This window comes from Azohydromonas sediminis (genome assembly GCF_003574675.1).
GTDB lineage: Bacteria > Pseudomonadota > Gammaproteobacteria > Burkholderiales > Burkholderiaceae_C > Calidifontimicrobium > Calidifontimicrobium sediminis.
On sequence record NZ_QOAZ01000001.1, the window covers coordinates 217,155 to 236,098 of the forward strand.

Below are 18,944 nucleotides of genomic sequence, written 5' to 3' on the forward strand. Positions count from 1 at the left end.
GCGTCAGCCCTTCGCGGTGGCCACGACGTGCGGCGGCGCGTCGCCGGTGCGCGCGATCGTGCCCTGCGCGACGGCGCACAGCTTCTCGCCGCCGGCGGCGTCGACCATCACGACGTCGCAGCGGCACACCGCCTGCTGCCGGCCGACGTGCACCGCGTCGGCGCGCGCGACGAGACGGCGTCCGACGGCAGGGCGCAGGAAGTTGATCTTGAACTCGGAGGTCAGCACCGGCGCGCGCATCGCGGTGCTGCCGGCGTAGGTCAGCGCGTTGTCGGCGAGGTAGGCCAGCACGCCGCCGTGCACGAAGCCGTGCTGCTGCATGAGCGCCTCGACGATCGTCAGCGACAGCACGCAGTGCCCGGGGCGCAGCACGTCGAGCTCGGTGCCGACCAGCCGGCTGAACGGCTGGGCCGCGAGGATGTCGCGCCCGAGGTCGAGCAGCGCCTGTTCGTGTTCGGCGTCCATCGCTGGCAGGTCAGGGCCATCGTCCACGCGGCCGCCAGGCCGCTGCGGCGGCGGTCAAAGCACCTCGAACACGCCGGCGGCGCCCATGCCGCCGCCGATGCACATCGTCACGCACACGCGCTTGGCACCGCGGCGCTTGCCCTCGATCAGCGCGTGGCCGGTCAGGCGCTGGCCCGACACACCGTACGGGTGGCCGATCGCGATCGCGCCGCCGTTGACGTTGAGCCGGTCCATCGGGATGCCGAGCTTGTCGGCGCAGTACAGCACCTGCACCGCGAAGGCCTCGTTGAGCTCCCACAGGTCGATGTCGTCGACCTTCAGCCCCAGGCGCTGCAGCACCTTGGGCACCGCGAACACCGGGCCGATGCCCATCTCGTCGGGCTCGCAGCCGGCGACCGCGAAGCCGAGGAAGCGGCCGAGCGGCTTGAGCCCCTTGCGCTCGGCGTAGGCCTCGTCGACGACGACGCACGCCCCCGCGCCGTCGCTGAACTGGCTGGCGTTGCCGGCGGTGATCACGCCGCCGGGCAGCGCCGGGCGGATGTCCTTGATGCCGTCGTAAGTGGTGCCCGGGCGCAGCCCCTCGTCCTTCGTGACGCGGACTTCCTTCGTGCGCAGGCCGAGCACGGGGTCGGCGACACCCATCGTGACGGTGACGGGCACGATCTCGGCGTCGAACAGTCCCTGCTCCTGCGCCGCGCAGGCCTTCTGCTGGCTGGCGGCGCCGTACTGGTCCTGCCGCTCCTTCGAGATCGCGTAGCGCTTGGCCACGTTCTCGGCCGTCTGCAGCATCGTCCAGTAGATCTCGGGCTTCTTCGCCTTGAGCGCCGGGTCGAACAGCATGTGCTGGTTCATCTCCTGCTGCACGCACGAGATGCTCTCGACGCCGCCGGCCACGTAGACCTCGCCCTCGCCGGCGATCACGCGCTGCGAGGCCAGCGCGATCGTCTGCAGCCCGCTCGAGCAGAAGCGGTTGATCGTCACGCCGCTCGTCGTGATCGGCAGCCCGGCGGCGAGCGCGATCTGGCGCGCGATGTTCATGCCGGTCGCGCCCTCGGGGTTGGCGCAGCCCATCAGCACGTCCTCGACCGCCGCGGGGTCGACACCGGCGCGCTCGACGGCGGCGCGCACCGCGAAGGCGCCGAGCGTGGCGCCGTGGGTCATGTTGAAGGCGCCCTTCCAGCTCTTGGCGAGCGGCGTGCGGGCGGTGGAGACGATCACAGCTCGGGTCATGGCAGCGTTCCTTTCTCGTCGGGGGCTCGCGCGGCGGCTCAGGTGAAGGTCCGGCTTTCGGCGACCAGCTTCGCCAGCAGCGGCGCCGGGGTCCAGAACCCGGCGTCGTCGTGCGGGTTGCGCGCGAAGCGCTTCATCGCCTGCACGACGTTGAACAGGCCGAAGGTGTCGGCATAGCACATCGGGCCGCCGCGGTGCAGCGGGAAGCCGTAGCCCGTGAGGTAGACCATGTCGATGTCGCTCGCCTTGCTCGCGATGCCTTCCTCGAGGATCTTCGCGCCCTCGTTGACGAGCGCGAACACGAGCCGCTGCACGATCTCGTCGTCGCCGATCGCGCGCGGCGCGATGCCGAGCTCGCGGCGGTGGTCCTCGATCATCTTCTCGACCACCGGCGACGGGATCGCGTCGCGCTTGCCGGGCTGGTAGTCGTACCAGCCGGCACCGGTCTTCTGGCCGAAGCGGCCCATCTCGCACAGGCGGTCGCCGACGCGGCTGTAGCGGATCTCGGGCTTCTCGACGTAGCGGCGCTTGCGGATCGCCCAGCCGATGTCGTTGCCGGCGAGGTCGCTCATGCGGAACGGCCCCATCGCAAAGCCGAAGGCCTCGATCGCCTTGTCGATCTGCGCCGGCGTCGCGCCCTCGTCGAGCATGAACATCGCCTGGCGGATGTACTGCTCGAGCATGCGGTTGCCGATGAAGCCGTCGCACACGCCGGAGACGACCGCCGTCTTCCTGATCTTCTTGGCCACCGCCATCACGGTGGCGAGCACGTCCTTGGCGGTCTTGTCGCCGCGCACGACCTCGAGCAGCTTCATCACGTTGGCCGGGCTGAAAAAGTGCATCCCGACGACGTCCTGCGGGCGCTTCGTGAACGACGCGATCCTGTTCAGGTCGAGCGTCGACGTGTTGCTCGCGAGGATCGCTCCCGGCTTCATCACCTCGTCGAGCCGGCGGAAGACCTGCTCCTTGACGGCCATGTCCTCGAACACGGCCTCGATCACGAGGTCGGCGTCTCGGATGTCGTCGTAAGCGAGCGTCGTCGACAGCAGCGCCATGCGCTGCTCGTACTGCTCGGGCTTGAGCTTGCCCTTCTTGACCTGCGCTTCGTAGTTGCGGCGCATCACGCCCACCCCGCGGTCGAGCGCCTCCTGGCTGGTCTCGAGGATCGTCACCGGGATGCCGGCGTTGAGGAAGTTCATGCTGATGCCGCCGCCCATCGTGCCGGCGCCGATCACGGCCACCTTGCGGATCTCGCGCACCGGCGTGTCCTCGGGCACGTCGGGGATCTTGCTCGCCGCGCGCTCGCCGAAGAAGGCGTGGCGCAGCGCCTTGCATTCGGGCGTCATCATCAGCGCGAGGAACGCGGCGCGCTCGTAGACCATGCCATCGTCGAACTTCGCCTTCGTCGACTGCTCGACGCAGTCGACGCAGCGCACCGGCGCCGGGAAGTGCTTGGCCATCGCCCTGACGGTGTTGCGCGCGAACTGGAAGTAGGCGTCGCCCTGCGGGTGCGCCGCCTTCAGGTCGCGCACGCGCGGCAGCGGCCGGCGGTCGGCGACTTCGCGCGCGAACGCGACCGAGCCGTCGAGCAGGTCACCCTCGATCAGGCGGTCGAGCAGTTTCTGTCCCGGCAGGGCGAACAGCACCTCGCTCTTGACCGGGTCGCCGCTGACGATCATGTTCAGCGCCGTCTCGACGCCGAGCACGCGCGGCAGCCGCTGCGTGCCGCCGGCGCCGGGCACGAGGCCGATCTTGACCTCGGGCAGCGCGATGTTCGTGCCCGGCGCCGCGACGCGGTAGTGCGCGCCGAGCGCGAGCTCGAGCCCGCCGCCCATGCACACGCTGTGCAGCGCGGCGACGACCGGCTTCGGGCAGTCCTCGAGCAGCTTGATCAGCGACAGCAGGTTCGGCTCGGCGAGCGCCTTCGGCGAGCCGAACTCGCGGATGTCGGCGCCGCCCGAGAACGCCTTGCCGGCGCCGGTGATCACGATCGCGCGCACCGCGGGGTCGTCGACCGCGCGGTCGACGCCCGCGGCGAACGCCTTGCGGGTGTCGAAGCCCAGGCCGTTGACCGGCGGGTTGTTCAGCGTGATGACGGCGACGTCGCCGCGCACCTCGTAGTTCGCGCTCATGGGCTCTCCTGGTCGGTCGGGCAAAAATAGAACGGTCGTTCGATTCTAGGCGGCGCCACAGCCGGCATCCGTCTCCTCGGCGACAAGAGCCGGCCGGCGCCGTCGGGGGCGGCTGCGCCTACACCTCCAGCCACTCCTTGCGAATGTACGCGTTGGCGCGCAGCTCGGCGGGCGTGCCCTCGAACACGATCTGGCCGTGGCCCATCACGAGGCAGCGGTCGGCCACCTCGAGCGCGATCGTGAGCTTCTGCTCGACGAGCAGCACCGAGATGCCGCGGCGCTTGAGCTCGCGCAGGTACTCGGCGACGAGCTCGACGATCTTCGGCGCCAGGCCCTCGGTCGGTTCGTCGATCATGATCAGGTCGGGGTCGCCCATCAGCGTGCGACACAGCGTGAGCATCTGCTGCTCGCCGCCCGACAGCACGCCGGCTTCGGTGTGCTGGCGCTCCTTCAGCCGCGGGAACAGGCGGTACATGTCGTCGAACGACCACCGAGGCGCCTTCTTGCCGCGCTTCTCGCCAAGCTGCAGGTTCTGGTGCACCGTCAGCCTGGGGAAGATGTCGCGGTTCTCGGGCACGTAGCCGATGCCGAGGTGCGCGATCTCGAACGGCTTGCGGCCCATCACCGGCTGGCCGCGCCAGACGATCGAGCCGGTGGCGTCGACCATCCCCATGATCGTCTTGACCGTCGTCGAGCGCCCCGACCCGTTGCGCCCGAGCAGCGCAACGATCTCGCCGTCGCGCACTTCGAAGTGCACGCCGTGCAGCACGTGGCTCTTGCCGTAGAAGGCGTGGACGTTGTCGAGCTTGAGCACCGCCTCACCCTCCGGCCGAGGCGGCTTGCTGCTCGGCGAGCACCGAGCCGAGGTACGCCTCCTGCACGCGCGCGTTGGCGCGCACCGCGTCGGGCGTGTCGAACGCGATGACCTCGCCGTAGACGAGCACGGCGATGCGGTCGGCCAGCCCGAACACGACGCCCATGTCGTGCTCGACGGTGAGCAGCGTCTTGCCCTCGGTCACCTCGCGGATCAGCTGCACGAAGCGCTTCGTCTCGCTCTTGCTCATGCCGGCGGTGGGCTCGTCGAGCAGCACGACGCCGGCGCCGCCGGCGATCGTGATGCCGATCTCGAGCGCACGCTGCTCGGCGTAGGTGAGGTTCATCGCCAGCACGTCGCGCCGGCGGTCGAGCTTGATCATCTCGAGCACCTGCTCGACGCGGTCGTTGACGTCGCGCAGGTCGGCGAGGAACTTCCAGAACGCGTAGCGGTGGCCCATGCTCCACAGCACCGCGCAGCGCAGGTTCTCGAACACCGACAGCCGCGTGAACAGGTTGCTGACCTGGAAGCTGCGCGCGAGCCCGCGGCGGTTGATCTCGAACGGCGTCTTGCCGTCGATGCGCTCGCCGTGCAGGCGGATCTCGCCGCTCGTGACGCCGAAGCGCCCCGAGATCAGGTTGAACAGCGTGCTCTTGCCGGCGCCGTTGGGCCCGATGATCGCCACCCGCTCGCCCGGCTGCACCGCCAGGCTCGCGCCGCGGATGATCTCGGTCTTGCCGAAGCTCTTGCGCACGTCGACGAGTTCGACTGCGGGTGTGCTCACGAGGCGCCCCTCCCGACACGGCACACCCGCCCGCCCCGGGCCGGCCGGACGACGCGTGCGCGCAGCGGCGCGGTGCTGCTCACAGCGCCTCCCTGCGCTTGATTTCCTGCTCGATCTCCTGCTGGATCGCGTCCCACTCGCGGCGGAACTGCCGCCGCGTCAGCTCGAACAGCGCGGCGCCGACGACGGCGAGGAACACGGCGCCAAACCACGACTCGACGTGGCCGGTATGCAGCGTCGCGCCGAGGAACTTCAGCTCGGGACCGAGCGCGGCGTTGAGCTGCCGGTGGTAGACCATCTCGATCATCGCGGCGACGCCCAGCAGCACGGTCGCCGCGGTACCGGCCAGCGCGAGGTAGCTCGCGGCGATACGCCCGAGCTTGCCGAACGCGGCCACGCGCAGGTTCATCATCAGCAGGCTGGCGATGCCGCCGGGCGCGTACATCACCATGAACAGGAAGATCAGCCCGAGGTACAGCAGCCAGGCCTTGGTCCACTCCGACAGCAGCACCAGCGCGACGACCATCAGCACGCCGCCGATGATGGGCCCGAAGAAGAACGTCGCACCGCCGAGGAACACGAACAGTAGGTACGCGCCCGAGCGCGCCGCGCCGACGACGTCGGCGGTGACGATCTCGAAGTTCAGCGCCGTCAGCCCGCCGCCGATGCCGGCGAAGAAGCCGGCGATCATGAATGCGAGGTAGCGCACCGTCTGCGTGCTGTAGCCGATGAACTCGACGCGCTCCGGGTTGTCGCGCACCGCGTTGAGGATGCGCCCGAGCGGCGTGCGCGTCAGCGCGAACATCGCCGCCGTGCTGACGAAGCAGTACACCGCGATCAGGTAGTACACCTGCACCTGCGGGCCGTAGCTGATGCCCATCACCGGCTTGCCGACGACGCGGTCGCCGGTGATGCCGGCCTCGCCGCCGAAGAACTCGGGCAGCATCAGCGACATCGACCACACCAGCTCGCCGATGCCCAGCGTGATCATCGCGAACGTCGTACCGGCCTTCTTCGTCGTCACCCAGCCCAGCAGCGCGGCGAAGCCGAGCCCGGCGAGCCCGCCGACCAGCGGAATCAGGCTCACCGGCAGCGCGAACGCGCCGGCGCTCACGAGGTTGAGCGTGTGGATCGCCAGGTACGCGCCGAGCCCGCTGTAGACGGCGTGGCCGAAGCTGAGCATGCCGCCCTGGCCGAAGATCACGTTGTACGACAGGCACACGATGATCGCGATGCCGATCTGCGACAGCAGCGTGTGCGCGAGCCCGCTGTTCCACACGACGGGCGCCAGCGCGAGCACGAGGGCGAACGAGCCCCACAGCAGCCAGCGCGCGACGTTCCACGGGCGGAAGTGGAAGTGCGGGCGCGTCTCGCGCACGTGCGTCATCGCCTCAGCTCTCCCTCGTGCCGAGCAGCCCGCGCGGGCGCAGGATCAGGATCAGCACCAGCAGCAGGTACGGCAGGATCGGTGCGGCCTGCGCGAGCGTGATCTTGGCCACCGGGTACAGCCAGCTCTCGGGCGCCACCGTCAGGCCGAAGCTCGCGGCCAGGTGCACGAGCGACTTGTCGACCGTCAGCGGCAGCGTCTGCAGCAGGCCGACAAGGATCGAGCCGAGGAAGGCGCCGGGCAGCGAACCCATGCCGCCGATCACGATGACGGCGAAGATGATGGGCCCGATGTGGGCCATGTTCGGCTCGGTGACGAACGTGATGCCGCCGACGACGCCGGCCAGCCCGGCCATCGCGCAGCCGGTACCGAAGACGAGCATGAACACGCGCGGCACGTTGTGACCGAGCGCTTCGACCATCTCGGGGTGCGTCAGTGCCGCCTGGATCACGAGGCCGATGCGCGTGCGCGTGAGCATCAGCCACAGCGCGAGCAGCATCGCGATCGCGACACCGGCGAGGAACACGCGGTTGAGCGGGTAGCGCGTGCACGTGACCATCACCTCGGCGGTGCGCTGGCACATCTCGGGTGGCGCGACGCCGAGCACGACGCGCATCGGCTCGGCCGACGACGACACCAGCGTGAACGCGGTGCCCGCCAGCGCCGGCGGCGGCCCGAACGGCACCGAGGTGCGACCCCAGACGAGCTGCACGATCTCGAGCAGCACGTACGACAGCCCGAAAGTCACGAGCAGTTCGGCGACGTGGCCGAACTTGTGCACGCGGCGCAGCACCGAGCGCTCGAACGCGGCGCCGGCCAGCCCCACCAGCAGCGGGGCGGCCACCAGCGCCGCCCAGAACCCGACGAGGCCACTGAGCGTGTACGCGAAGTACGCGCCGAGCATGTAGAAGCTCGCGTGCGCGAAGTTCAGCACGCCCATCATGCTGAAGATCAGCGTCAGCCCGGCGCTGAGCATGAACAGCAGCAGCCCGGAGCTGGCGCCGTTGAGCAGATTGATGAGGACCTGGTCCACGTCGGTCGCGGCGGCGGGTCAAAAAACGGGCCCGTCGGAGCAGCCCCCGGCGGGCCCGGCGCGGCGCACGGCGCGCGCGCGATGGTGTCGGCGCGTCAGCCCGGGCGGCTCATCTGGCACGACGTCGGCGTGCTCGACACGTAGGGCTCGAACACGCGCTCCTGCACCCAGGTGTAGCCGGTGCCCTCGACGTTGTACTGCTTGGCCGGGTCGGTGATCTTGCGCCAGCTCGCGATGTACAGCGGCTGCTGCAGCTGGTGGTCGGCCGCACGCATCGTGACCTCGCCCGAGAAGCTCTTGATCGTCAGGCCCTCCATCGCCTTCGCGACCTTGACCGGGTCGGTGCTCTTGGTCTTGGCCATCGCCTGCGCGAGCATCGGCAGCACGTGCAGCGTCGACAGCAGCGACAGGTCTTCCTTGAAGCGCGCGTTGTACTCCTTCATCCACGGGGCCAGCTCGGGGATGTTGGAGTGGCCGATGTAGACGTACTTGACCTTGCCCTCCATCGTCGGGCCGATCGCCGACGGCGAGCCGTTGGCGCCCGCGTAGTAGGTGTACCAGTTGGCGTCGAGGCCGGCGTCCTTCGCGGCCTTGATCAGCAGCGAGAGGTCCGAACCCCAGTTGCCGGTGACGATGCTGTCGGCACCCGAGGCCTTGATCTTCGCGACGTAGGGCGCGAAGTCGCGCACCTGGCCCAGCGGGTGCAGGTCCTCGCCGACGATCTGCACGTCGGGGCGCTTGCGCGCCAGCGCCTCCTTGAAGTACTTGGCGACCTGGTGGCCGTGCGAGTAGTTCTGGTTGATCAGGTAGACCTTCTTGACGTTCTTCTCGTCGCGCATGTAGGTCGTCAGCGCCTCCATCTTCATCGACGTGTCGGCGTCGAAGCGGAAGTGCCAGAAGCTGCACTTGGCGTTCGTGAAGTCGGGGTCGACCGCGGCGTTGTTGAGGAACACGATCTCCTTGCCGGGGTTGCGCTCGTTGTGCTTGTTGATCGCGTCGATCAGCGCGCCGGCCACCGAGCTGCCGTTGCCCTGCGTGACGTAGCGGATGCCCTGGTCGGTGATCGCGCGCAGCGCGGTCAGGCTCTCCTGCGGCGAGAGCTTGTTGTCGAACGGGACGATCTCGAACCTGACGCCGGCCGGGTTGTTCGCGCTGACCTTCTCGGCCATGAACTGGAACGTGCGCAGGCTGTTCTGCCCGATGTTGGCCAGCATGCCCGACAGCGGGTCGACCCACGCGATCTTGACCGTCTCGCCCTTCTGTGCGAGCGCGACCGTGCTGCCCAGCGCCAGCGCCGCGCCGACCGCCAGTCCGAACCAGCGCCTCGTCAAGTCCATCGTCATCTCCTCGGATGTTGCACCGCACACAACGAGCACCCTACCGGAAGCGACGACGCTTGAGGCTCGGGGACTACCCCGAAGCCCCGGTCGCTGCCGGGCCCGCGGGGTACCGTGCACCGATCAGGCCGTCGGCAGCCGGTAGTCCTTGAACATCTCGCGCAGCTTCATCTTCTGCATCTTGCCGGTCGCACCGAGCGGGATCGCGTCGACGAACTGCACGTCGTCAGGGATCTGCCACTTCGCGACCTTGCCTTCGTAGAACGCGAGCAGCTCCTCGCGCGTGACCTCGGCGCCGGGTTTCTTGACGACGACCAGCAGCGGGCGTTCGTCCCACTTCGGGTGCGGCACCGCGATGCACGCGGCCATCGCCACCGCCGGGTGCGCCATCGCGATGTTCTCGACGTCGATCGAGCTGATCCACTCGCCGCCCGACTTGATCACGTCCTTGCTGCGGTCGGTGATCTGCAGGAAGCCGTCGGGGTCGATCGTCGCGACGTCGCCGGTCGGGAACCAGTCGCCGTCGGGGTCGTGGCGCAGCGGGTCGCCGCCCTCGCCCTTGAAGTAGCCGCTGATGATCCACGGCCCCTTGACGAGCAGGTCGCCGCTTTGCTGGCCGTCCCACGGCAGCTCCCTGCCCGCGGGGTCGACGATCTTCATCTCGACGCCGTACACCGCGCGCCCCTGCTTGACGAGGATCGCCATCTGCGCCTCGGGCGACAGGCCCAGGTGCTTGTTCTTCAGGTGGCACACGGTGCCCAGCGGCGACATCTCCGTCATGCCCCACGCGTGCAGCACGGTGACGCCGTAGCGGTCCTTGAAGGTGCGGATCATCGCCGGCGGGCACGCCGAGCCGCCGATCACGGTGCGCTGCAGCGACGAGAAGCGCAGCTCGTGCTGCTGCATGTGGTTGAGCAGCCCGAGCCACACGGTGGGCACGCCGGCGGCCATCGTGACGCGCTCGGCCTCGATCAGGTCGTAGACCGACTTGCCGTCCAGGTGCGGGCCGGGGAACACGAGCTTGGCGCCGGTCATCGCCGCGCTGTACGGGATGCCCCACGCGTTGACGTGGAACATCGGCACCACCGGCAGGATGCTGTCGCGCGCCGAGATGCCCAGCGCGTCGGGCAGCGCGCCGCCGTAGGCGTGCAGGATCGTCGAGCGGTGGCTGTACAGCGCGCCTTTCGGGTTGCCGGTCGTGCCGCTCGTGTAGCACAGCGCGGCGGCGCTCTTTTCGTCGAACGACGGCCAGCGGTAGTCGTCGCTCTCGCCGCCGATCCACGCCTCGTAGGCGACCAGCCCGTCGATGCCCGTGTCGGCGGGCAGCGCGGCGGCGTCGCACAGCGCGACCCAGTGCTTGACGGTGGTGCAGTGGGTCCAGATCGCCTTGACGATCGGCAGGAACGTCATGTCGAAGCACAGCACGCGGTCTTCGGCGTGGTTGGCGATCCAGACGATCTGCTCGGGGGCGAGCCGTGGGTTGATCGTGTGCACGACGCGCCCGCTGCCGGCGACGCCGAAGTACAGCTCGAAGTGGCGGTGGCCGTTCCAGGCCAGCGTCGCGACGCGGTCGCTGAACCCGAGGCCGAGGCGGTCGAGCGCGTTGGCCACGCGGCGCGCGCGCGCCGCCGCGTCGCGGTAGGTGTAGCGGTGCACGTCGCCCTCGACGCGACGCGAGACGATCTCGGCGTCGTGGTGGTGTCGTGCGGCGAACTCGATCAGGCTCGAGATCAGCAGCGGTTGGTCTTGCATCAGACCGAGCATCGGTATCTCCTGCGAAAGTCCGGGCCCGCGGCCCGGCGCGCAGTATCGGAGCGCCGCCGGGCCGCGGGCAACGCGGGATTGTCCCCCACCTGCTTGCAGCGATTGTCGCGACGGCGACAATCGTCATGGACCGCTTCGCCGCCGCCACCGCTGACGCCGAATGAGCACGCCGATCGAACCGCCGCACCCCATCGACGACCCGCGCTACCCCGTGCGCAAGAGCGATGCCGAATGGCGCGCGCAGCTCGACCCGGTGCAGTACCGCATCGCGCGCCAGGCCGCCACCGAGCGCGCGTTCAGCGGCAAGTACTGGAACCACTTCGCCGACGGCACGTACCGCTGCATCGGCTGCGGCCAGGTGCTGTTCGACGCCGACGCCAAGTTCGACGCCGGCTGCGGCTGGCCGAGCTGGTGGCGCGCCGTCGACGACGCGCGCATCGAGCGCGTGCTCGACGAGAGCCACGGCATGGTGCGCGTCGAGGTCCGCTGCCGCAACTGCGGCTCGCACCTCGGGCACGTCTTCGACGACGGCCCCGAGCCCACCGGCGAGCGCTTCTGCATCAACTCGGCATCGATCGACTTTGCGCCACGATGAAGCCGCTGTTCGACCTGCTGCCCGCCTTCGTGTTCGTCGCCGTCTTCGGATGGTTCGACGACCACCCGGCGCAGGCGGCGGCGTGGTCCGGCGCGACGCTGATGGCCGACCGCGTGCCCGTCGCGCAGGTCGGTGCGCGCGAGGCCCCGGCGCTGCTGGCCGCGATGGCGGCGCTCGCCGTGCTCACGCTGCACCTGGTCGCCGTGCGCTGGCGCCGGCCGCGCACGGGGGCCGCACGCGCCGCCGCGCCGGCGTTCGCGGTGATGGTCGTGCTCGTCGCGCTGCTGGCCCTGGCCGCCGCGGCGATGGGTGGCAGCCCGGCTTTCGCCGGCTGGAAGCCGAGCGTGCTGTACTGGCTGCTCGGCCTCGTGCTGTGGCTGGCCCGCGTGGGGCTCGGACGCAACCTCGTGCGCACGCTGCTCGCGCACCGCATCGCGCTGAGCGACGTCGCGTGGCAGCACCTCAATGCCGCGTGGGTCGGCGCGTTCGGCCTGCTCGGTCTGCTGCACCTGTGGGTCGCGTACAGTGCCGCCGCGCCGGCGTGGCTTCAGTTCAAGGTCTTTGCCGGGCTCGCGCTGCTGCCGCTGTTCGCGCTCGCGCAGTGGGCCTACGTGGCGCGCTGCGGGCGCCGCGACGAGGCCGGCCCGGCATCGGTCGGCGCGGGCAGTTCCTGACGATGGCCGTCACCGCCGAACAGATCGAGGCCGCGCTGCGGCGCGCGCTGAACCCGCAGTCGCTCGACGTGATCGACGACAGCCACCGCCACGCGGGCCACGCCGGCGCGCGCGAAGGGCGTCACTTCACGGTGCGTGTGGTCTCGGCCGCGTTCCGTGGCCGCACGCGCGTCGCGCGCCACCGCCTTGTGTATGATGCCCTGAGGGATCTGATTCCCGCCGGCATCCATGCGCTGGCGATCGAGGCGCGCAGCCCCGACGATCCCTGACCCGCCGGGGCGCGGCGCGCTGCCGCCCCCGCGACGCCGCCGCCGCGGCGCACCCTCCACGCACTCTCGAAAGGCCTGTGCCCGTCATGAACCCGAAGTCTTCCGCGCTGCGCGTGTCGCTGGCCGCCGTGGCCCTCGGCCTGTGGCTGCCCGTCCACGCGCAGAACGTCGCCATCGTCAACGGCAAGCCGGTGCCCAGGTCGCGCGTCGACGTGCTGATGCAGCAGGCCACGCGCGGCGGCCAGCAGCCGGTGACGCCCGAGCTCGAGGCACGCGTGCGCGAGGAGGTCGTGCTGCGCGAGATCTTCGCGCAGGAGGCCGAGCGCCGCGGCATCGCGCAAAGCGCCAGCTACCGCAACCAGATGGAACTCGCGCGCCAGACGATCCTGATCCGCGAGCTGTTCGCCGACTGGCAGCGCAAGAACCCGGTCACCGAGGCCGAAGCCCGCGCCGAGTACGACAAGTTCAAGGCGCAGGCCAGCGGCACCGAGTACCGCGCGCGCCACATCCTCGTCGAGACCGAGGACGAGGCGAAGAAGCTGATCGCGCAGATCAAGGGCGGCGCCAAGTTCGAGGACCTCGCGGCCAAGCACTCGAAGGACCCCGGCTCGGCGTCCAACGGCGGCGACCTCGACTTCGCGAAGGCCGACGCCTACGTGCCCGAGTTCGGCCAGGCGATGGCCAAGCTGGCCAAGGGCCAGCTCACCGAGGCGCCGGTGAAGACGCAGTTCGGCTGGCACGTGATCAGGCTCGAGGACACGCGCGAGGCGCAGTTCCCGCCGTTCGAGGACGTGCGCGCGCAGATCGAGCAGCAGCTCGCACAGGTCAAGATGCAGCAGTACCAGCAGTCGCTGCGCGACAAGGCCAAGACCGACTTCAAGTTCTCGCAGTGAGCGCGCGGCGCGCGCCGGTGAACGAGGAGGGGCGCCTGCGGCGCCCCTCTTGCTTTGCCGCTGCCGGCCGTCAGGCCACGAGCCGCCCGGCCTCGATGCGCAGCTGGCGGTCGCAGCGGGCGGCGATCTCGCGGTCGTGCGTGACGAGCACGAGCGTCGTGCCGGCCTCGCGGTTGAGGTCGAACATCAGCTGCATCACCGTCGCGCCGGTGGCGAAGTCGAGGCTGCCGGTGGGCTCGTCGGCCAGCAGCACCTGCGGGCGCACGACGAAGGCGCGCGCCAGCGCGACGCGCTGCTGCTCGCCGCCCGACAGCACGCGCGGGTAGTGCCCCAGCCGCTGGCCGAGGCCGACGCGGCCGAGCATCTCGGTGGCCTGCGCACGCGCGTCGCGCCGGCCCATCAGCTCGAGCGGCAGCATCACGTTCTCGAGCGCGGTCAGGTTGCCCAGCAGCTGGAAGCTCTGGAACACGAAGCCGACGCTGCGCGCGCGCACCGCGGCGCGCGCGTCCTCGTCGAGTGCGAACAGGTCGGTGCCGGCCAGCCGCACCGTGCCCGACGTCGGCACGTCCAGGCCCGCGATGATCGACAGCAGCGTGCTCTTGCCCGACCCCGACGCGCCGACGATGGCCGCGGACTGCCGCGCCGGCAGGGTGAAATCGATGTCGTGGAGAATCGTCAGCACCCCCGTCGAGTCGCTGACCTGCTTGGTGACGTGCTCGACGGCGATGATCGGTTCGTTGTCGCCCATGACTGCCTTGTTGTCGCCCGCGCGCCGGCGGTGGATCGCGCACTGTAGCGGCCTCGCCCTCGCGGCCTGGGGCGGCGCGGCGTTGCCCGCACGCGCGGCTCGGCCGGCCACCGTGCTCGTCGTCGGCGACAGCCTGTCGGCCGAGTACGGGCTGCCGCGCGGGCGCGGCTGGGTTGCGCTGCTCGAGCAGCGGCTCGCGCGCGAGAAGATCGCTGCACGCGTCGTCAACGCCAGCATCAGCGGCGACACGACCTCGGGCGGGCGCTCGCGGCTGCCGGCGCTGCTGGCCGAACACCGGCCGACGCACGTCGTGATCGAGCTCGGCGGCAACGACGCGCTGCGCGGGCTGCCGCTGGCGATGACGCGCGACAACCTCGTCGCGATGGTGCGCGCCGCACGCGCGGCCGGCGCGCGCGTGCTGCTGGTGGGCATGCAGGTGCCGCCGAACTACGGCCGCCGCTACGCCGACGAGTTCGCCGCGCTGTTCGGCGAAGTCGCGAAGGCCGAGGGCGCGGCGCTGGTGCCCTTCCTGCTGGCCGGCGTCGCCGACGGCCCCGACCCGACGGCCCTGTTCCAGCCCGACCGCATCCACCCGAACGCCGACGCGCAGCCGATCATGCTCGACAACGTCTGGCCCGCGCTGCGCGCGCTGCTGCGCGGCTGAATCGACGCGGCCGTCGACAGCGCTGAACGCACCGCGGCGCGTTCAGCGCGGCAACGCGCGCGGATCGTCGAACGGCGGCGTGCGCGGCGGCGCGGCGCCGTCGGCCTCGGGGCCGCGGCGAGCGCCGGGCGGCACGGGCTGGATGCGCTCGCGCGAGAACGCGGGCGGCGGCGCATTCACCGCCGGTGACGGGCGCCCGGCATCGGGCGGCCCCATGCGCCAGGCGGGCGGTGCCTCGACGCGGTCGGTCCGTCCGCCGCGTTCGGGGCGATCCCCCCGCGGCGCGCGCTCGGGCGCATCGGGCGCGGCGCCGCGCCCCGGCGGGCCGGCGTCGATGCTGCGCGCGAGCGGCGGCAGCGGCTGCCCACCGCCTGCGGCCGCGTCGGCCGGCAACGCCGGTGCGCGCGAGAAGCCCGCACCGGAAGCCGGCCCCGGCGGGCGCGGCAGAGCGCGCGGCGGCGGCACGGGCGAGGCGCCGTCGCGTTCCCGTTCCCGCTCGCGTTCCCGTTCCCTCTCCCGTTCGCTCTCGCGCGGGCGCTCGTACACCGGCGGCGTCGGCGCGCGCGGCACATCGCCGCGCGGCGGCGCATCGAAGCGCGGCGCCGGCTCGACCGTCGGCCCGCGACCGCGCTCGAGCGGCAGGCTCGGCGGCGGCGACGCGCGCGGCGCGTCGTCGCGGGCACGCCAGCCGCTGCGGTCGCCGGGCTCGTTGCGCTCGCGGATCTCGTTGCGTTCGCGGATCTCGTTGCGTTCGCGGGCACCGTTGCCGCGCGGCGGCGGCACGGGTCGCGGCTCATCGTGGCCGAAGCGCGCGCCGTGGCCACCCGGGCCAGCGTCGCGGTCGCCGCGCTCGTCGCGGTCGGGCCCCGCACCGCGCGGGGGCCGCGGCGGGGGCGGCGGCACGGCCGGGCGCGACGGCGGCGTCGCCGCGAAGGCCGGCGGTGGCGGCGCGGCCACGACGGCCGGCGGGCGAGCGGCGCGCCGCCACTCGTCGGGATCGACGCGACGCCACTGCGACGACCCGACCGGGCGGCGCTCGTCGAGCACCTGACGCGAGACGATGGTCACGCTGTCGGGCACGCTGAGGTAGAAGTACGAGGAGGTCGACGCGGCGGCGCGGTCGCGCGGCACCGGGCGCGGCGGCGGCACGTGCACCGGCGGCCGCGTGACGCGGTACCAAGGGCGGTAGACGTCGTACGGCGACAGCGGCACCCAGCCGACCCACGGCGTCGAGCCGATCGAGATGCCGATGCTGAAGTGGCTGCCGCCGATCCAGCCCACGAGCGCGGGCGCGTACACCGGCCGGCGAACATAGGTTCCCGGCCACCAGGCCCAGCGGCCGTCCCACCACACCCAGCGACCGTAGTGCAACGGCGCGAAGCCCCACGGCGCGTCGTCGACCCAGGTCCAGCCCCAGGGCGCGATCCACACCCAGCGCCCATAGCGGTACGGCGCCCAGTCGACGGCCACGCCGAACGGGATCCACACGAAGCCGTACTGCGGGTGGTGGTCCCAGCGGCCGTGGCGGTCGAGGTCCTCCCAGCCCGTGGTCTCGGGCGAGACGTGGCGCGTCGACGCCCACGCGCGCTGCTCGTCGCGCTGCACCGCGAGCAGCCAGCGTCCGAAATCGTCGAGCGGCGTCGTGACGACGTCGTAGTGCGTGCGCCCGCGCTCGGACCAGAACGCCAAGCGTCGGCCTGCGACGACCGTCAGGCGGCTGTCGTCGGCGTCGAACACGGCCTCGCCCTGCAGCGCCTCGACGACGGTGGAGTCGGCCAGCAGGTCGACGCGGTAGTGCCCGGCGAACAGCGGCAGCACACGCCCGCGTGGCGTCAGCAGCTGGAACTCGTGCGCGACGTCGGCGCTGAACACGCGCAGCGCGACGCTGCCGGCGAGCACACGCACGCGCACTGCATCGTCGTCGAGCTGCACCCATTCGACTTCGCTCGCGCCGCCCAGGCGCAGCGTCGCCGAGCCGACCTGGATCGCCGCGCGCGCGCCGACGTCGGTGGCGATACGGTCGCCGCCGGTCACCGGGCGGTTGCGCAGCGCTTCGTCCCAGCCGCCGCGCCCGGCGTCGTAGATCCACACGGTGCCCTGCGTCTCGGCCAGGCGCCCGACGCGGCCGGGCGGATCGGCCCACGCCGGCCGCGCGGCGAACACCGCCAGCAACGCGAGCAGCGCCGCCAGCGCCGCCCAGGCGGCAGCGCCGCGTGCACGGTGCGCGCGCGCATCGCTGGCAGGAGGGAAGGACCGGGTCATACGCGTCTCCTCTCGGTTGCGTGTCCGTTCAACGGACACGCGCACACGCCGGCTGACGCGCTTCACACAGGTTTACACGCGGCGCGCATAGCGCACCGCGCTAGTCGTCGGGCGGCGCGGAGGATCCTGGAAACAGCACCTCGGTGAAACCGAAGCGGGTGAGGTCGCGCATGCGCGTCGGGTACAGCCGGCCGATCAGGTGGTCGCACTCGTGCTGCACGACGCGGGCGTGGAAGCCCTCGGCCTCGCGCTCGATCGGCCGGCCGTGCGCGTCGAAGCCCGTGTAGCGGATGCGCCGCCAGCGCGGCACCACACCACGCAGCCCGGGCACCGACAGGCAGCCTTCCCAGCCCTCTTCTTCCTCGTCACCCAGCGGCGTGATCACCGGGTTGACGAGCACGGTCTGCGGCACCGGCGGCGCGTCGGGATAGCGCACGTTGCGCTCGAAGCCGAAGATCACGACCTGCAGGTCGACCCCGATCTGCGGCGCGGCCAGCCCGGCGCCATCGGCGGCGGCCATCGTGTCGAACAGGTCGGCCACGAGCGCGTGCAGCTCGGGCGTGTCGAACGCGCGCACCGGCTGCGCGACGCGCAGCAGCCGGGGGTCGCCCATCTTCAGGATCTCTCGCACCGCCATCCGAACGCGCTCCTCAGAACCCGTGACGCCACGCGATCCAGCCCGCCGTGATCGCAAGCGTCGCCAGCGTGACGGGCACGCCGGTGGCCGCGTGGCGCTTCCAGTCGATCACGATACCGCGCTTGCGCGCCGCGTCGACGACGATGATGTTGGCGATCGAGCCGACGATCAGCAGGTTCCCCGCCAGCGTGCTGACGAGCGCCAGCGTCGGTCCGGCGTGCGCGCCGTCAGCCACCGGCAGCAGCAGCATCACCGCCGGCACGTTCGACACCAGGTTCGACAGCAGCAGCGTGACGACGAACAGCGGCCCCGGCTCGCCCAGGTGCACGCCCTGCGCGGCGAGCCACTGCACCGCCTCGTGCGTGAGCCCGGTGTGCGCGAGCGCCTGGTTGACGACGAACAGGCCGATGAACAGCACGAGCAGCTCCCAGTCGATCAGCCCCATGACCTGCGACGAGTGGAAGCGCCGTGACAGCAGCAGTACGCCCGCGCCGACCAGCGCCGCGACCTCGTGCGGCCAACTCGTGAACAGGAACACCGCCACCAGCGCCGCCGCGACCGCGAGGCCCTTGGCCGTCTGCCAGCGGTCGAACGCCGGGTACTCGGCCTCGAGCGCCGCGAACCGCGCGGCGTCGGGCTCGGGCTGTGGCGCCGCCCGCCGCAGCGGCGCGGCCAGCAGCCCCCACAGCGCCGCGAGGCCGAGCACGACGGGCACGATGGCCTCGAGCAGGTAGCCGCCGAAGTCGAGCGCGAGCCGCTGGCCGATCAGCATGTTCTGCGGGTTGCCGATCAGCGTCGCGGCCGAGCCGATGTTGGCCGCACACGCCAGCGCGAGCAGGAACGGCACCGGGTCGAGCCGGCGGCGCAGGCACGCGTCGGCGAGCACCGGCGCGACCGCCAGGCACACGATGTCGTTCGAGAACACCGCCGACAGCACCGCGACGACGGTGATCACGACCGCGAGCAGCGCTGCCGGGCTCGCGTCGAGCGCGGCGACGCGGCGCGTGACCCAGGTGTAGAAGCCGCCCAGGCGCATCTGCGCCGAGATCACCATGAACGAGAACAGCAGCAGGATCGTCGGCAGGTGCACCGCCTGCGCCGCCTCCTCGAGCGTCAGCGCGCCGGAGCCGACGATCGTGATCGCGCCGAGCAGCGCGACGCCAGTGCGGTCGAGCTGCAGCCGCGGCAGCCCGCCCGCGATCATCCCGAGGTAGACGACCGCGAAGGTCGCCACGACGACGGCGGTCATCGGCGGC

The 18,944-nt window shown here is 71.4% G+C and carries 18 protein-coding genes; 5 read left to right on the plus strand and 13 right to left on the minus strand.

The genetic code is table 11. The features are described from left to right. Positions 1–3: 3 nt before the first annotated feature. The 9 genes from DRV96_RS01010 to DRV96_RS01050 all read right to left on the minus strand — a co-directional run bounded on the left by DRV96_RS01010 (position 4) and on the right by DRV96_RS01050 (position 10,946). Complete coding sequence (locus DRV96_RS01010) at positions 4–465, minus strand: PaaI family thioesterase (RefSeq protein WP_119286704.1); 462 nt, start codon at positions 463–465, stop codon at positions 4–6. Between the two features lie 54 nt (positions 466–519). Next, positions 520–1,695 carry an acetyl-CoA C-acyltransferase gene (locus DRV96_RS01015; protein ID WP_119286706.1) on the minus strand — a complete coding sequence of 392 codons (1,176 nt, stop codon included), beginning with the start codon at positions 1,693–1,695 and terminating at the stop codon, positions 520–522. Positions 1,696–1,733: 38 nt separating this feature from the next. Then, positions 1,734–3,827 (minus strand): 3-hydroxyacyl-CoA dehydrogenase NAD-binding domain-containing protein, encoded by a 2,094-nt coding sequence (locus tag DRV96_RS01020; RefSeq protein WP_119286708.1) that lies wholly within the window; start codon positions 3,825–3,827, stop codon positions 1,734–1,736. A gap of 118 nt (positions 3,828–3,945) precedes the next feature. Continuing rightward, positions 3,946–4,641, minus strand: coding sequence for an ABC transporter ATP-binding protein (locus tag DRV96_RS01025; RefSeq protein ID WP_119286711.1), 696 nt, complete (start codon positions 4,639–4,641; stop codon positions 3,946–3,948). Positions 4,642–4,645: 4 nt separating this feature from the next. Next, positions 4,646–5,425, minus strand: coding sequence for an ABC transporter ATP-binding protein (locus tag DRV96_RS01030; protein ID WP_119286713.1), 780 nt, complete (start codon positions 5,423–5,425; stop codon positions 4,646–4,648). A gap of 79 nt (positions 5,426–5,504) precedes the next feature. Continuing rightward, positions 5,505–6,812 carry a branched-chain amino acid ABC transporter permease gene (locus tag DRV96_RS01035; RefSeq protein WP_119286715.1) on the minus strand — a complete coding sequence of 436 codons (1,308 nt, stop codon included), beginning with the start codon at positions 6,810–6,812 and terminating at the stop codon, positions 5,505–5,507. A gap of 4 nt (positions 6,813–6,816) precedes the next feature. Then, entirely contained in the window at positions 6,817–7,845 is a 1,029-nt protein-coding gene (locus DRV96_RS01040) for a branched-chain amino acid ABC transporter permease (RefSeq protein ID WP_119286718.1), read from the minus strand. Positions 7,846–7,940: 95 nt separating this feature from the next. Further along, positions 7,941–9,182, minus strand: a complete 1,242-nt coding sequence (locus DRV96_RS01045; RefSeq protein WP_119286720.1) for a branched-chain amino acid ABC transporter substrate-binding protein — start codon at positions 9,180–9,182, stop codon at positions 7,941–7,943. A 123-nt stretch (positions 9,183–9,305) separates the two neighbouring features. Further along, positions 9,306–10,946 carry a 3-(methylthio)propionyl-CoA ligase gene (locus tag DRV96_RS01050; RefSeq protein WP_119286722.1) on the minus strand — a complete coding sequence of 547 codons (1,641 nt, stop codon included), beginning with the start codon at positions 10,944–10,946 and terminating at the stop codon, positions 9,306–9,308. Between the two features lie 160 nt (positions 10,947–11,106). Between DRV96_RS01050 and msrB the strand changes: the two genes are divergently transcribed. The 4 genes from msrB to DRV96_RS01070 all read left to right on the plus strand — a co-directional run bounded on the left by msrB (position 11,107) and on the right by DRV96_RS01070 (position 13,377). Beyond that, positions 11,107–11,541, plus strand: coding sequence for a peptide-methionine (R)-S-oxide reductase MsrB (msrB, locus tag DRV96_RS01055; RefSeq protein ID WP_119286724.1), 435 nt, complete (start codon positions 11,107–11,109; stop codon positions 11,539–11,541). Then, positions 11,538–12,215 (plus strand): septation protein IspZ, encoded by a 678-nt coding sequence (locus tag DRV96_RS01060; protein WP_119286726.1) that lies wholly within the window; start codon positions 11,538–11,540, stop codon positions 12,213–12,215. The genes msrB and DRV96_RS01060 overlap by 4 nt, the downstream gene beginning before the upstream one ends. Positions 12,216–12,217: 2 nt before the next feature. Then, positions 12,218–12,484, plus strand: coding sequence for a BolA family protein (locus tag DRV96_RS01065; RefSeq protein WP_119286728.1), 267 nt, complete (start codon positions 12,218–12,220; stop codon positions 12,482–12,484). A gap of 86 nt (positions 12,485–12,570) precedes the next feature. After that, positions 12,571–13,377: a peptidylprolyl isomerase gene (locus tag DRV96_RS01070; protein WP_119286730.1), complete on the plus strand. Its 807-nt coding sequence runs from the start codon at positions 12,571–12,573 to the stop codon at positions 13,375–13,377. Positions 13,378–13,447: 70 nt separating this feature from the next. Here DRV96_RS01070 and DRV96_RS01075 read toward each other — a convergent pair whose 3' ends face one another. Continuing rightward, positions 13,448–14,125 carry an ABC transporter ATP-binding protein gene (locus tag DRV96_RS01075; protein ID WP_119286732.1) on the minus strand — a complete coding sequence of 226 codons (678 nt, stop codon included), beginning with the start codon at positions 14,123–14,125 and terminating at the stop codon, positions 13,448–13,450. Between DRV96_RS01075 and DRV96_RS01080 the strand changes: the two genes are divergently transcribed. Continuing rightward, entirely contained in the window at positions 14,124–14,789 is a 666-nt protein-coding gene (locus DRV96_RS01080; protein ID WP_119286734.1) for an arylesterase, read from the plus strand. The genes DRV96_RS01075 and DRV96_RS01080 overlap by 2 nt on opposite strands. A gap of 42 nt (positions 14,790–14,831) precedes the next feature. Here DRV96_RS01080 and DRV96_RS01085 read toward each other — a convergent pair whose 3' ends face one another. The 3 genes from DRV96_RS01085 to DRV96_RS01095 all read right to left on the minus strand — a co-directional run bounded on the left by DRV96_RS01085 (position 14,832) and on the right by DRV96_RS01095 (position 18,937). After that, a complete protein-coding gene (locus tag DRV96_RS01085; RefSeq protein WP_119286736.1) occupies positions 14,832–17,051 on the minus strand; it encodes a DUF6600 domain-containing protein in 2,220 nt (739 codons plus the stop codon). 100 nt (positions 17,052–17,151) lie between these two features. Beyond that, positions 17,152–17,688 (minus strand): peptide deformylase, encoded by a 537-nt coding sequence (def, locus tag DRV96_RS01090; protein ID WP_119286739.1) that lies wholly within the window; start codon positions 17,686–17,688, stop codon positions 17,152–17,154. 13 nt (positions 17,689–17,701) lie between these two features. Continuing rightward, a complete protein-coding gene (locus DRV96_RS01095) occupies positions 17,702–18,937 on the minus strand; it encodes an anion transporter (protein ID WP_119286741.1) in 1,236 nt (411 codons plus the stop codon). Between the last annotated feature and the right edge of the window lie 7 nt (positions 18,938–18,944).